The following is a 14,872-nucleotide window of genomic DNA, read 5'->3' on the forward strand; positions in this document are numbered from 1 at the left end:
ATAACAGAACACGGAATTGTTGTTTGCCTGGCAACAATCCTTTTATTGAAGCTTGGTTTTCACGAGTCGGTCCCATAGTTCCTTCCAGGAAGAGCTGTTCTGTGCAAGCACATCCCAGTCTGGATTAATGTCGTTACTTTGCGTTTCGACAGAGAAGGAAGGATCATCCTTGTACTTGTCCGGAACGGCAGCTTTCGTACTGGTGACTGGCGTACCCGTTGCTTCTGCGTACTTAGACAGTGCCTCTGCGCTCAACAATTCGTTAATAATTTCGTTTGCAACACGTGCCTGCTCAGGTGTTGAGCCCTTCACGACCTGAAGTGTGTACGGGAAGGAGATCGCACCTTCACTCGGATACGCTACGGCAAGTGGAGAACCGCCATCAATCCATGTCTGTGCAACCTGTGCGCTGAATGGGGCAATAAGAGCATCACCTGATTCCAGCAGTGCTTTCAGCTGATCATTGGATGAAACCAATGTGCCAATCTGGTCACTGCGATCTGCCCAGTATTGGAAGGCTGGCTCCGGATTTTCATAGGATGCACCAATCTCTTGTCCTTTGGTAGCAATCAGTGGGGAGATATAGGAATAGAACATGTAGTCCCAGAGCGCCGTTTTCCCTTTGAACTCCTGGTTATCCCACAGATCGTTCCAGCTGGTAGGCGGCGTTTTGACAAGGTCTTTGTTATACACCAAGGCGAAGCTCGAAACGCCCCAGACCACGCCTTTGTTGTCTGGCTTGTGGAAGGACTCTGGAATATCCTTGATATTCGTCACGATGCTTGTATCCAGTGGCTCCCACATGTCATCATTCAAACCTTTAGCCGTTGCATCTGCATTGAAGTAACCAAAGTTGACCACCGGATTGTTGGCATCAGCCTGCTTGCCAGCGACCATCTTCGGGTACATTACCGAATTGGAGGATTCCTCAAAGGTGACCTCAACGTTGGGATGTTCTTTTACATACTCGGCAACCACTTCTTTTGGAACGACATCCTGATTGGAACCAGCCCAGATAAACATGGTCAGCTTAACTTTGTCCCCACTTGCTCCTGAAGCATCAGTCTCTCCGGCAGTATTACTTGAGCTGCTTGCTCCACCGCAGGCGGAAAGCACCAATGTACCGGCCAGTGTCAGAGAGGCGAGGCTGAGAAAGCGTTTTTTGTTTGATTTAAACATGTGAATTCCCCCATCCATGTAGTTGGTTTTACTGATAAGACAGAATTAGATAGTCTCCATACACTAGATCAATGCAAGCCTATTTGCTGGCGCAAACCTTCCATAATGTCAGATAACTCCCATGGATCTACAGATAGGGAATCCTTATACTTCTCCTCTACAACGTCCATGGTCTGACGTTTCAGGTAGTCTCTCAGTGCAAGCGGAACATTCAGTAATGCCTGATTTAGCGAAACCTGCATCTCATCGCTCCATATGTCTTCAAACTGCTCGCGCGCCTTGCCATAAGCGAATTCCTCCTGCTGCCGTGGTCGCTTGGCTCGCATTTGTTCGGTCTTTCTTTCGTTCAGCTCCAGGCCGTCAATCACAACACCGTATAACTCAAAGGCTTTCTCTGTAGATACCAGCCCTCTTCTTACATCATCCAGAACCAGACGTGAATCACGCTCATAAGGATCGCCATAACCGCCTCCACCTTGTGAAAGAAACGTAACCGTTTCTCCAGGCTGAAGTAGTAACTCATCAATTCTGCCCAGATGATCCTCACTTGCACGTCCAGCATTGAGAATCGCTTCGCCATGTGAACCTACGCCGCCACCGAGCCTACCCCAAGGCTGAAACTCCATACGCTCCATGTTTCTGGCCGTCATCACGGTATCCGGTGTTAGAATTCTGACGCACAAGTCAATTCCGCTTCCACCACGGAAGGTACCTGCACCTGCCGAGTCAGCACGAAGACCATAATGCTCAATCAACACAGGCATCTCGGATTCCACCGTTTCCGCAGGAATATTCCGAAGGTGACCAACCGCAAAATCCATACCATCAATTCCGTCTTTCATCGGCCTTGCTCCCGATCCTCCGCAGATCGGCTGAATCACGCCCACCTTTTTCTTGCCATCAGATGCGTCTGTCATCGCCATCATGACAATGCAGGCTTGTCCAGCTCCTGCTGCGGGAACCATACTGCCCTGTGCTTTCCCCAGAGCTCCCGTGATAACATCCATCAGCCGGATAAAGGTCGCAGCACGTGCCCCCACAGCTGCCATCGGCTCCGGGTTGAGTACGGAAGCAGGGGGCGCGTAATTTCGCACCATGCGAATCATGCCCGAATTCCACGGAATAGTCGGATCGATTGTACGGAAATAACGAATGAGTGCAGGTACCAGCATGTAATGTCCCTGTTGATTATGGGTAGGAATGTTGAATGAAGCCCTGACCTGAGGATCGGTGCCGCTAAAGTCCAGATGAATGTCACTGCCTGCAATCGTCATTGTGCAGCGCAAGCGGATGGGATACCCTCCTGGGCCTTTCTCCAGGTAGTCCCAGAAGTCATAGGAACCGTCAGGGATATCCTGCACAATAGCACGAGCTTTCAGTTCGGCATATTCCAGCAAATGCTCGATGCCCTGCTCGATTTTCTCCACGCCATAACGTGTAATGAGTTCCTCAAGCCGCTGCTCTCCCCGATTCAATGCAGCCATAAGTGCTTTAAGATCACCGAGATTTTGCTCCGGAATTCGGCTGTTGTCCAGAAACATGCGCAAAATCTGCTCGTTCAGCACACCAGCTTCATACAGCTTGACTGGTGCAATTCGAATGCCTTCCATATGAATATCGTAGGCGCTGGGAGATACGCTACCCGGTACCTTGCCGCCTACATCGGATGAATGAACAAAGCACATGCCGTAAGCAATGATTCGCCCTTCGTGAAAATAAGGCTTGATGAGATGAATGTCTGGAAGGTGTGTGACCATGCCTTTGGTGGAATAAGGATCATTACATATGACGAGATCCCCTTCTTTCCAGTCTTCTATGCTGTTAATGGTCGCAGCGGCAGGAATGCCCAGGGACAGATTGTAACCCGTCTCCAGCGGCGACCCGAACGTTTCCCCGGACGGAGATAAGAGGTAGGTTCCAAAATCGCCCGTTTCTTTGACAAAAGCGGTGAATCCTGTACGCAAAACGACATTTGCCATTTCTTCCACGGCAGCCTGAATCCGGTTGTTGAAAATCTCAAGAAAGACCTTGTCGCCGATCATGCTTCCACCTCCCCAATCACGTTTCCGTGGACATCCCGATATACCTTATATCCAGGTGGGATAAAGATCGTTGTATCATATTCCTCCACAATAATAGGCCCGGGGATGGGAGCATCCACCGATGGAATCTGTCCCCTTTTCAGTACCTTGGCTGTCTGCTGTACATGGTCAAAGGTTATGATCCGTTCTTCCGCTGTACTCTCATCGAATGGCAAATTTGCCGGATCTACCGTGTTATGGGTAGGCAAAACACCAACAATGGTTGCTCTGAGACTTACAAACATAACTTCTGCCTCTGGCTGACTGATGCCAAACACGTTTTGGTAAGACGTATGGAATTTAATCCCTGCCTTCTTGGGATCTTCAATTTCTTCCAATGTCAGCGTGACCTCGAGATCAAAGGCCTGTCCCTCATATCGCATATCCGCACTGTATAGGCAATAAATAGTATCCAGCTTGACACCGCCACGGGCTTCCTCATCGACCCAGCTACGTCCCTGGTTTTCTAATTCAGTGAAAAGAGAGCTTAACTCACCGGGCTCCAAAGTCTGAGTGGTTTTGTGTAACGTATGAACGAAATCATTGCGAAGATTGGCAACCGTGCAGCCCATGGCACACAGCGTTCCCGGAGATGGCGGGATCAGCACCCTGCCGATGCCTACCTCACGTGCCATCAGAAAAGCATGCATCGGGCCAGCTCCACCATATGCGAGCAACGTAAAATCGCGGGGATCAACACCCTTGCGAGCCATTAGGGGAGAAAACTGGGCGTACATATTGGCAGTTGCCACATCAAGAATGGCTTGCGCAGTCTGTTCGACATCCAGACCAAGCTTCTCTCCCAGATTGCCCAGAGCACGCTCTGCAAGTTCGGGATACAGACGCATTTTTCCACCCAGGAAACGGTCAGCATGCAGGATACCAAGCTGTAGATAGGCATCTGTAGTTGTCGGCTCTTCTCCCCCGCGCTGATAACAGGCCGGACCGGGGTTGGCTCCCGCGCTGCGTGGTCCAACCTTGAGCACGCCGACGGAATCAAGCCAGGCAATTGAACCACCACCTGCTCCTATAGCCGTCACATCAACAGCAGGAATGATGACAGGAAAATCCCCCACCTTGTTCTCGGACGAATAGGTTGGTTCTTTGTCAATGAGAGCAACATCCACGCTTGTCCCGCCCATGTCAAATGTGATGACCTGATGAATACCCGCTCGTTCAGCGATATGGGTCGCGGCGATTACACCGGAAGCAGGCCCGGACAGAAGTGTACGTACCGGCTCATTAGCCGCTCTGGCAGCCGTCATCATTCCACCGTTAGACATGGTGGACAGCAAGTTGGCTTTGAGACCGTATGCCTGAATCCCTTCTTGCAGACGTAAGAAGTAAGACCCCATTCGTTCACCTACATATGCGTTCATGGTCGTTGCGAGTGTTCGTTCGAACTCACGCTGTTGTGGCCAGATGGCGCTGCTTCGGCAGATGAACAGTTGCGGATAACGTTCCCTGATCAGATCTTCTGCAAGCTGCTCATGAGCAGGATTCACATAAGCATGTAAAAAACTGATCGCCAAAGCAGTAACGCCATCTTCCACCAGCTCATGCACCGCTTGCAGCAGCTGTTCCTGATTCAGTGGCTGAAGTATCCCCCCACTTGCAATCACCCGTTCATCAACTTCCTTGACAAGATGTCTCGGTACTAACGCATCTGTCTTGTCACCATATAGATTAGTTGTATCCTCAAGTCGCAACCGCCGGATTTCAAGAATATCGCGGAATCCTTTAGTGACCAGCAGACCTGTAACTGCACCATTTCGTTCGATTAACGTGTTAACGCCAAGTGTTGTTCCATGCACAAATAGATCAATCTCACGAATGTTCACACCATTCGCCTTGAGTTGATCAAGTGCATTAAAAATCGCCTGTTCCGGAGCTGTTGCAATCGATGGCGTCTTGAGCGCCGCAATCACGCTGCCCTGATGGTCCATCACCAGCGCATCTGTGAAAGTACCTCCGATATCTATGCCTAAACGGTAGATTGTGTCCACAAGCTCAACTCCTTTATCACAGGGTCTCATTCTAAGGATTGTTATTGGTTTTGCATGGCGAAATAACGTTTGACATCCTCAATCATTTGGTTGATATGATTCACCATTGCCGCTTCAGCCTGCTCCGGAGAGCCCGCTACTATAGCATTCAGAATCTGCTGATGATCCACAACTAATTCACTTCCTACTCTCCGGCGAATATACGCTGTTTCCAGAAAATCACGGCTTGTCTCCCATACCAGTTCAACCGCGTGCAGAAGAATTTGGTTTTGCGCAGCATAAGCCAACAATCTGTGGAACTCTCTGTCCTCCTCGTATGGTATAATATTCTTGGAAAGCAATTCATGCTGGTTCTCAATCGATGCTTGCAATAGTAATATGTATTCTTTCGTGGCACGCTGTGCTGCCAGGGAAGCGATCTCCCGCTCAAGTGCCCTTCTGGCAACGAGAACATCCAACAGAGCCTTTTCCCCAGAATGGTTCAGCATCTGAATTAACTGTGAATTCACGCTTTTTTGCTGCAAATCTCTTTCCAGAGTCTTCATTCGATCCAGACCTTGTTCGGTCAAAGTCCTTCCCTTGCGACCTTCCAGAACTGTAAAACCTTCAACATCCATCTCCATAAGTCTTCTTCCGATGGTTGCCTGACTCAGACCATACGTTTTGCCCAAAGTATGAACCAACGTACTGGCCCCGATGGGAGCGCTCGCGTCTCGAAGCTGCTTCAGCAGTTCGTATTCCAACTCCATTTCGTTAAGCTCAGGACCCACTGAATTTCACCCCTCTTAGATACTTAATTGTTTTTTTAATCTTCTATCTTGTTGTTACTCATTGATGATTAACGATAGTATAACTTCTAATCAACTCATTTTCAACAATTCTCATCAAATTAGTATGAATTATTTTCCCCAGCGACATTCTTCGCCTTTTCAATTCAACATTAAAATAAAAAAAGAGCACTTCACATCCTTTATTCCAGCGTTTAACTGGAGGATGCAATCTGCCCTTAAAGTAACAATCTTTTATAAACACAAATGTAATCATTAATGGTCAAATCAGGTGTCAGGACTTGAGCTGTTGCAGCAACTGCACACGGTAGGCTTCACTCTCAAGGGATTGAATTTCCTTATATTCTTCAGCAGTTAACACTTTGGGTTCCCCAGCTGCCTTGGCGATCATATATACTTTTGCGCTCTCTTCCACCACCTGGGTGCGGTAGTAGGCTTCGCGGAGGTTTTTACCCGTTGTAACCAATCCGTGATTGACGAGAATGAGTGCTGTATGTTCTTCTACCTTTGCTGAGACTGCATCGGCAAGGAGTTTCGTCGTTGGCAGAACATATGGAACAAACCCGATATCGCCCACTAATGCTGACTGATCAGGGAACAAGTGTGGCAATTCATCAAAAACGAGACTAAGTGCGATCGTATATGCCGGATGCGTATGCACAATGGCTTGGATATCAGGATTCACACGATAACTGTACAGATGCATCAATACTTCGGATGACGGACGAGTTGATCCCGCGCTAGTCTCCCCTGTCTCGATATCAATAGCGATCCACTCGTCCGGTTCCAGGTCTTCAAGTGCATAACCACTCGGAGACAATAGCATCGTTCCCCCGGAGCGTGCGCTCAGATTCCCACCGGGTCCTACCACTAGCCCTTGAGCAACTGCTCTGCGGGCATATTTCGTCAACTCTTCTCTTATTTGCTGTTCAGACATGTTGCTCACCACTCCTCATACTTTTCTTTTTTAGTATTTTGCGTTAATGCTCATTGCATTGAATCTGTTCATTACCTTTTGAGTTGATTCAGACTTTGGTAGTTTTCATAAGCTTCCTGCCAAAGCTCTGTATCCTCAGGTTCATAGGTCTCGGGGGAAAAGGAAACAGCCATGACCTCCCGTACCTCGGCCAAGCTACTCACTTCTCCATGCGCAAGGAATTGCAGCATGCAATTCCCGGCTGAAGTCGCCTCTGCCAGGCCTGCCAGCACCGGGACACCGGCTGCATTGGCTGTAAACTGGCACAATAGTCGATTGTGCACACCGCCACCAACCATATGAATGACACGAGGTCTTGTACCTGTAATCAACTGCAGTTCATCCAGCGTCTGTCTGAATTCCAGTGCAAGACTTTCCAGAATGCAGCGCACAATCGCTCCAGTCGTTTCGGGTGCAGTCTGTCCGCTGGCACGGCATTGTTGCCGTATTCGCTCAGCCATATTCCCTGGCGCCAAATACCCGCCATCTCCCGGCGATACGTAACTTTGATGCGGCGTTGCCAAGGTAGCCAGTTGAATGAGTTCTTCATGTGTATAAATTCGATTCTCCCGCTCCCATTGCCGTTTGCATTCCTGTAGCAGCCACAGGCCTGAACGATTTTTCAGGGTACGTACTTTGCCATTCACGGTCCCTTCATTGGTGAATCCTAATGCACGACTTCGGTCATCCAATACAGACGTATCACGCTCCACCCCCATAAGAGACCAGGTACCACAGCTGATAAAAGCAAAATCCGAATCATTCGCAGGGATTGCTGCCAAGGCAGATGCGGTATCATGTGAGCCCACAGAGACTACCTGCATCGGTCCAGTCCGTAACTCCGCACACAACTCATTCGTTAAATTGCCCAGCACGGTACCGGGCTGAACGAGCCTTGGAAATAATGTTTCTGGTATACCGAGACGACCGATCAGCTTCTCATTCCAACGTGCCTCGCCTGCATGCAACAGCCCACTGGTACTCGCAATTGTATACTCACAAGCCTGCTGACCGGATAGATAATAGTGAAATAAATCCGGCATAAATAACATGCGCACATCCGGACGCAAATCTTCAACCTGCTCTCGTACACTACCTAGCAGTTGAAATACGGTATTGATCTGCTGCGGCAGAACGCCAGACATGGCATACAGTTCTTCTTCTTTCACCATGTGCAGCGCTTCTGCCATCCACTGTGCGTTGCGTGCTTCCCTATAATGCCGAGGATTCGAGCATAATCTTCCCGCCCCATCCACCAGTCCATAGTCCACTCCCCACGTATCTACTGCTATAGAACGGACCGATGGAGAGATGTCTTGCGTCCCTCTCACAATGCCTTGTTTTAATTCATGAAAAAGTCGCAAGAAATCCCAATACAATCCGTCCCCCAGCTGCACGGGTTCGTTGCTGAAGCGATGCACTTCTTGTAACGAGAGTCTGCTTCCATCAAAAGAACCCCGGACGACGCGTCCACTACCAGCGCCATAGTCGGCAGCAAGCACATGTGTTGCTTGATTGACCATTCTACCAAGCCTCCTTAACTCTACGCCATAAGCCATGGTCACTATCTGAACACAGCCTTCAAGAGAACGCCATGTTACCTTCATTTCATAAGGAACATGGCGTTTGACAGGAATGGAACGTTATTTTAACGATACAACGGGCCAAACACACTGCAAGCACGGTAGTCTGCACTCTCCGGCTCACTTGTGCCAAATAATCCCCATGCACGCGGACGGAAAATTTCCGTTTCAGGGACATTATGCATATTGACCGGTATGCGAAGCATGGAAGCAAGTGTAATCAGATCAGCACCGATATGTCCATACGAGATGGAGCCATGGTTGGCGCCCCATTGATTCATAACCTCGTATACGGAAGTAAACGCTCCCGATCCGGTTAGAACAGGTGCAAACCAGGTGGATGGCCAGGTTGGATCTGTTCGCTGATCCAGCGTATCATGCACATCTTCAGGCAGATCGACCGTGTAACCCTGAGCGATTTGCAGCACGGGGCCCAGCCCTTTAACCAGATTCAGACGTGTCATCGTTACAGGCATGCCGCCTTTGGTTAGGAAATCCGCTGAATAGCCACCTCCGCGGAAGTATTCTACGGATGCCGGTCTCCACGATGTTGCTTTCAGACAATTCTGAACTTCCTTATCTGTAATTTCCCAAAACGGCTTGAGCACAGGCTTCCCGTCTTTGGTCTGTTGTCCTGTGCCATCCAAAGCTGCGGAACCGGAGTTAATCAGATGCAGAATGCCATCCTTCGCGTTTCCTTCCAACTGGTGCCCCGTCACGCGCTGTACCGAATCCGGACTCCAATACGTACGTACATCAGCGAAGATCTGAGCCGTATGTGTGAGCAACGAACCAAACAACATCGATACGCCATTCAAGCTATCATTTTCTGTTGCAACCAGATAAGGCGCGCGTTTGCCGTTCCAGTCAAAGGAAGAATTCAATATCGACTCCAGAAAATCTCCGTTCGGAGAATGATCCGTCCACTGCCGTTGCCCCTGGAAGCCGGATACAATCGCGTGGTGGCCCATCGATTCCTCTATAAACCCAAGCTCAGCTAATCTTGGATTGCCCGCCATGAGGTCACGCACAATTTGGGTCATTTTCACAACCGTTTCCCATTCGTACTCTTTACGTTTGCGATCGGTTTGCAGATGGGCAGCGTTGTTGTCCGGCCCTTCGCTACAATTCTCCTTCACCCAGGCCAGCGCAAGCTTATACTCCTCGGGGTCGTAGATTTCTTCTTCGATACGGCGAGTGAGTTCACTCATATCCACGTACTCATTGCGCATGCCCAGATACTCCTGGAAAAATGAATCATTCACAATCGAACCTGCAATCCCCATGGATACCGATCCAATCGACAGATAGGCTTGCCCTTTCAAGGTAGCGGCTGCAAGACCCGCACGGCTGAACCGGAGCAATTTCTCACGCACATCATCGGGAATGGTTGTATCCCCGCCGTCCTGTACATCCTCTCCATAGATCCCAAAGGCCGGAATCCCCTTCTGTGCATGGGCAGAGAGTACCGCTGCCAGATATACTGCACCCGGACGCTCGGTTCCGTTGAAACCCCAGATGGCCGTAGGAATGGATGGCGACATGTCCATCGTTTCCGTACCATAACACCAGCATGGTGTCACGGTAATTGTTACGCCCACGTTGGAACGGCTAAACAGTTCTGATGCTGCGGCCGCTTCGGCCACTCCGCCAATACAGGTCTCGGCCACAACGCACTCTACTGCGGAGCCGTCAGGATAACGTAGTTCGGCTGCAAGCAGTTCGGCAACGGATGTCGCCATCCGCATCGTTTGCTCTTCCAGTGACTCCCGAACCCCTTTGCGTCTTCCATCAATCGTGGGACGAATACCAATCTTGGGGAAAGCCTGCTTATAACGATAATCCTGATGTGTCATACGAGAGTGTCCTCCTTCAATTCGTTTCATAGAGTTTGGGTTGAATTGAGAAACCTTCTGTCTGATCCATATGCACTTGATTAGAATGAGATAATGACGGACATACAACCGATACCCGGGTGGCATACAAGAGCTGCAAATATAGATGATCAAGAACCTTCTTTAAAATTGAATACGTTTACATATTTTAAAAAATACCAATAAACCATTTCATTAATCAGCTGTCTATGTAGTTCCTCTATTCAAGAAAATGGAACGTGCATGAGCGAAATTAACAAAATGGTTTATGTAGTAAAGACGTTCAGAACCCTTTAGGGTTATCGGTAACCCTAACATAGCACGAGCCTATCTTGCTGTCAATTGGCATTATCCTATAGAATGGTAAGACTATGTTGCGGAAAGGTTAGATTCTAATGATTACCATTTACGATATTGCCAAAAAAGCCAACGTCTCCGCCATGACGGTCTCCAAGGTCATTAATCATACAGGCCGCATCAGTTCCGCGACACGCGAACGCGTGCAACAGGTGATCGACGAATTGGGCTACATCCCAAACTCGAATGCGCGCAGCCTTGTGCTTCAACGAACGCAAATGCTCTCCCTGCTAATTACGGATATTACCAACCCTTTTTATACAACACTGGCCCGTGGTGCTGAAGATGCAGCCCATCTTCGGGGGTACCGTCTTTTATTTGGCAATAGTGACGAGGATTACAATAAGGAAAAGGATTACGTAGATGCGATTCTGTCTACTCGTGTGGATGGTGTACTCTATGCCCCGGCGGGAGACCGTTCTCTCACTCATCTGAAACAGCTGCAGGAACGTCACATTCCGTTTGTCTTTCTGGACCGAACCGTACCTGGAATTACGTCAGATATGATTGCTGGAGATAGCCGGGAAGGCGCGATCGAACTCATGCGATACCTGGTGCAATTGGGGCACCGGCGCATTGCTCTGGTCAATGGTTCTTCGGAGGTTTCTACTGCCAGACTGCGGGAGCAAGGTTATATAGCGGGTTTGCATGAGGCCGGAGCGGATATCGATCCAGAGCTTGTGCTTCGAACCGGGTACCGGGATTTCAGCGATGATGAGGGATTGGATCAACTGCTGTCACAACCGGATCAACCAACAGCCATTTTTGCCGCCAACAACATGCTGGCGATTGGGGTCATCCGGCTTTTGCGCAAACGGGGACTTCGTGTGCCAGAAGACATCTCTGTTGTGTGTTTCGACGATCTGGACTTGGCTTCGGCCTCCGATCCTTTCTTGACCGTAGCCGCACAGCCAGCATATGACTTTGGATTTCAGGGAGTCCAGATGCTGATTGACCGGATTGAGGGGAAAGCCCCTTCCGAAGCCCAAACCGTCATTCTACCATCGGAACTGCGCATACGAGCTTCTGCCTCTGCTCCACGTGAGCAAGAATAGAGTTTAGCACATGATTGGACTAGATTAGCCCCCGTCAAATTCGAAAAAATAGACAACATTAAACAGGGTGCACCGGAGATTACGCTCTGGCTGCACCCTGTTTATGTTCATGCGTTAGAATGACCTGTTCATTCAAGCTGTTGATTTGTCAGGTTTATTTCATTCCGTTCCATCCGAGCCGATCTATCGCTCCGACTGTAATGCAAGAGCGACCTCACGAACGAGTCCTGGGAACCAGTCCATCAGAGGTTCGAACGTATAACCCGCTTGTTCTGCCTTGGTTGTCACCATCGTCCATGATTGCTCAATTCCGAAGGGTGACATGTCCTCCTTCACGGTTTCCGTGAGGATCTGGGACTGCATGCCCGTGACCGTCTCGATCAGATGTATCATGGCTGACAGCGTAATCGCACCCTTGGAAGATGCATTCACCGGACCAGTAATGGACGAATGTCCAAGCCAGGCGAGAAATCTTGCCGCTTCAGTGGAATTGATAAATCCAATCTCCGCATCCGGATTTGGCATGCCAATCGGTTTTCCTTTTTGCACATGTTCAATATGAAAATGAAGTCTTCTCGTATAATCATCAATTCCGAGTACAATGGGAATGCGCATCGCCACAACCGGGAAATCCGCTTCCTGAAAAAATACAGCCTCCGCAAGCCGTTTGCCTTCTCCATACGAAAAATCCTCCGCACTCCCATACTGTAATGGATATGTATACGGGTCAAAATCCGTTTCCTTAAATCCAGGTCTGGGATCACCGTACACTGAGAGTGTGGATGTCAGAACGTATCTTTTGGTGCGACCTGCAAAAGCTTCACATGCCGCTTTCGCTGCATCCGGTGAATAACAGATATTGTCGTACACAACATCCCACATGTCTGTCTGCGCAACCTCTGCCAGAGATTCCGGGTCTTCACGATCCATCTTGATTCGATTCACTTCGGGTCCGAAATCAACATTCGTTTTACCGCGAGTTGCAACTGTGATCTGCGACTTCCCTTCCCACAGCAAGTGATCCACCAGACGTTTACCGAAAAAACGTGTACCCCCAAGGATAAGAACTTTATTCATCCGAAAAACCTCCTATCTTGTTCGATGATGTTTAACAATTTGAAGCATGGTGTGCGCATTCCGTTGAAACTCATATGACGTTGGTTCTTCGAATACCGTGCACCCACGCTGTTCAAGTACTAATTTTAATTCATCCATGTGCTTGTAACGTTTGCCAGACAGATCCACTGTCGGAAAAATGCGAACCTCTTGTTTGGTCACACGCAGTAGCTCCATTACGGTTGCAACATGAAAATCAACATCCAATCGATCCGCATACGTAAACAGGAAATGGGCGGATAACGTCAGATCGAATTGTTCATCGGCAAAAGGGAGATCTGGCAGCACAGACGCCACATAACGGTCAGGAAACATTCTCATATCTGCGATGCAATCTGTGATGGCACGAGTTCGCTCTTCTTTTAGCCCCTCAATTGATCCAAATTGATCCCACACATAGATCCCTTGTACAGGCTCCATCTGTTTCATCGTATGTTCAATGTCCTGAAGTCCCTTTATTTCGAGCTCGTCAATCTCATATTCGTAGGCTATATCCACAGCTGTGGCGTCTGCACCCAACTTGCGCACCTGGCTACTGAACGAACATGCTCCGCCGGGACAATCCAGAATCGACTTGCCCGTAATCTCCTCTACCGTTAAGTTGAACATCTTCATATATTCCTCGAATGTTCTTCCGATGAAAACAATCTGTGACAGTTCCAAACCACCAGAATCATTGGAACGGTTATCTTCCCTGTTGTTCTTCAGCTCATCTCTATTGTTGCTCTGCTCATCTCTGCTCATCTCGTCTCAGCTACCTTTCCTGTTTTTGAATCAATCGTTAGGGAACACCAGCCCAATCTGCTTCCGAATCTGATCCATGACCTGCATCGTAACATAAGAGCGTTCATACGTGTTCATGTCAGATTCCTTTTTGCCTTCCTGAACCAGATTCACGAACTCCTCCACTTCATAATACATCGCCGGATGGTTTTGTTCGACGGTGAGCTGCTCCACCGTACCGTCATTGTATCGTATCTCTGCATGTTCCGGTGAGCCAATCTTGTCAATGATGATGCTGCCCAGTTCCCCCATAATTTCGCTTGGTACATGAGAATTGGAGATTTTGGAGTATGTAACAACCGCATCCATCCCATCATAATCCAGCAGCACACTGCCTTGTCCATCCACGCCAGATTCCAGCATCATCGCTTGGGATTGAACCCGATTAGGTGCACCAAACAATGTAATCAATGGGTAGAGACAGTATACACCGAGATCCATTAACGCCCCATTAGCGAGTTCAGGCTTGAATGCGTTCAGGACAATCCCCTCTTTGTACTTGTCGTAACGCGAAGAATACTGAGAGTATCCTGCTACATATTTACGGACAGGACCGATTTTATGCAGGCTCTCCTGCACCATTTTGAACTGGGGAACAAGGGTCGATTTCATCGCTTCCATGAGCAGAACCTGATGTTCTCGTGCTGTATCGATTATACTCCGAACTTCGGCGCTATTTGCAGCCAGAGGTTTCTCGCATAATACATGTTTACCGTTTCTCAAAAAAAGCTCAGCCTGCTCCGCATGAACCGTATTCGGTGTTGCGATGTAGACTGCATCAATCACATCACTTGCCGCCAACTCTTCCAGATTGGTGAAGCGGTGTTCAACTTCATATTTATCTGCAAATGCGTTAGCCTTATCTTCAGTTCTTGAATACACGGCGGTTAAGTTGAATCCTTCAACCTGTGCTGCGGCTTCAAGAAGCCTTTCTGTAATCCAGTTGGTACCCACTACGCCAAAACGAACCATGCCTACCTACCTCTTTCATCTATTAAATTTCATTTGAGATATAAACTGTATACCATCCTGTATATTGTAGCTCATATTTCATTCAGATTGAAGGAATGCCTG

Annotated in this window: 11 protein-coding genes; 1 reads left to right on the forward strand and 10 read right to left on the reverse strand. The window is 48.7% G+C overall.

The genetic code is table 11. The features are described from left to right. Window positions 1-42: 42 nt before the first annotated feature. The 7 genes from ACE3K2_RS12455 to ACE3K2_RS12485 form a co-directional block, all read right to left on the reverse strand. Window positions 43-1,179 carry an ABC transporter substrate-binding protein gene (locus ACE3K2_RS12455; RefSeq protein WP_421890238.1) on the reverse strand — a complete coding sequence of 379 codons (1,137 nt, stop codon included), beginning with the start codon at window positions 1,177-1,179 and terminating at the stop codon, window positions 43-45. Window positions 1,180-1,247: 68 nt separating this feature from the next. Further along, entirely contained in the window at window positions 1,248-3,221 is a 1,974-nt protein-coding gene (locus tag ACE3K2_RS12460; RefSeq protein WP_421890241.1) for a hydantoinase B/oxoprolinase family protein, read from the reverse strand. Beyond that, on the reverse strand, window positions 3,218-5,266 hold the full coding sequence (locus ACE3K2_RS12465) for a hydantoinase/oxoprolinase family protein (protein WP_421890243.1): 2,049 nt from the start codon (window positions 5,264-5,266) through the stop codon (window positions 3,218-3,220). The genes ACE3K2_RS12460 and ACE3K2_RS12465 overlap by 4 nt, the downstream gene beginning before the upstream one ends. Window positions 5,267-5,307: 41 nt before the next feature. Beyond that, window positions 5,308-6,036 (reverse strand): FCD domain-containing protein, encoded by a 729-nt coding sequence (locus tag ACE3K2_RS12470; protein WP_421890246.1) that lies wholly within the window; start codon window positions 6,034-6,036, stop codon window positions 5,308-5,310. Between the two features lie 292 nt (window positions 6,037-6,328). Next, the gene (locus ACE3K2_RS12475) at window positions 6,329-6,991 is read right to left on the reverse strand and encodes a class II aldolase/adducin family protein (RefSeq protein WP_340962783.1); all 663 of its coding nucleotides are present in this window, start codon (window positions 6,989-6,991) and stop codon (window positions 6,329-6,331) included. A 71-nt stretch (window positions 6,992-7,062) separates the two neighbouring features. After that, window positions 7,063-8,553, reverse strand: coding sequence for a rhamnulokinase (locus tag ACE3K2_RS12480; RefSeq protein WP_421890249.1), 1,491 nt, complete (start codon window positions 8,551-8,553; stop codon window positions 7,063-7,065). Window positions 8,554-8,678: 125 nt separating this feature from the next. Continuing rightward, window positions 8,679-10,469 (reverse strand): L-fucose isomerase, encoded by a 1,791-nt coding sequence (locus ACE3K2_RS12485; RefSeq protein WP_421890252.1) that lies wholly within the window; start codon window positions 10,467-10,469, stop codon window positions 8,679-8,681. A gap of 413 nt (window positions 10,470-10,882) precedes the next feature. On the opposite strand from ACE3K2_RS12485, the gene ACE3K2_RS12490 reads away from it, so the two are divergent. Continuing rightward, the gene (locus tag ACE3K2_RS12490) at window positions 10,883-11,899 is read left to right on the forward strand and encodes a LacI family DNA-binding transcriptional regulator (RefSeq protein WP_421890255.1); all 1,017 of its coding nucleotides are present in this window, start codon (window positions 10,883-10,885) and stop codon (window positions 11,897-11,899) included. Window positions 11,900-12,082: 183 nt separating this feature from the next. On the opposite strand, the gene ACE3K2_RS12495 is transcribed toward ACE3K2_RS12490, so the two are convergent. From ACE3K2_RS12495 to ACE3K2_RS12505, 3 genes are read right to left on the reverse strand one after another with little or no spacing between them, the layout of a single operon-like run. Further along, a complete protein-coding gene (locus tag ACE3K2_RS12495; RefSeq protein ID WP_421890258.1) occupies window positions 12,083-12,976 on the reverse strand; it encodes an NAD-dependent epimerase/dehydratase family protein in 894 nt (297 codons plus the stop codon). Between the two features lie 12 nt (window positions 12,977-12,988). Then, on the reverse strand, window positions 12,989-13,759 hold the full coding sequence (locus ACE3K2_RS12500) for an SAM-dependent methyltransferase (protein ID WP_421890261.1): 771 nt from the start codon (window positions 13,757-13,759) through the stop codon (window positions 12,989-12,991). 30 nt (window positions 13,760-13,789) lie between these two features. Beyond that, entirely contained in the window at window positions 13,790-14,770 is a 981-nt protein-coding gene (locus ACE3K2_RS12505; protein WP_421890264.1) for a Gfo/Idh/MocA family protein, read from the reverse strand. Window positions 14,771-14,872: the final 102 nt, after the last annotated feature.

The organism is Paenibacillus sp., assembly GCF_048976745.1.
Lineage (GTDB): Bacteria > Bacillota > Bacilli > Paenibacillales > Paenibacillaceae > Paenibacillus.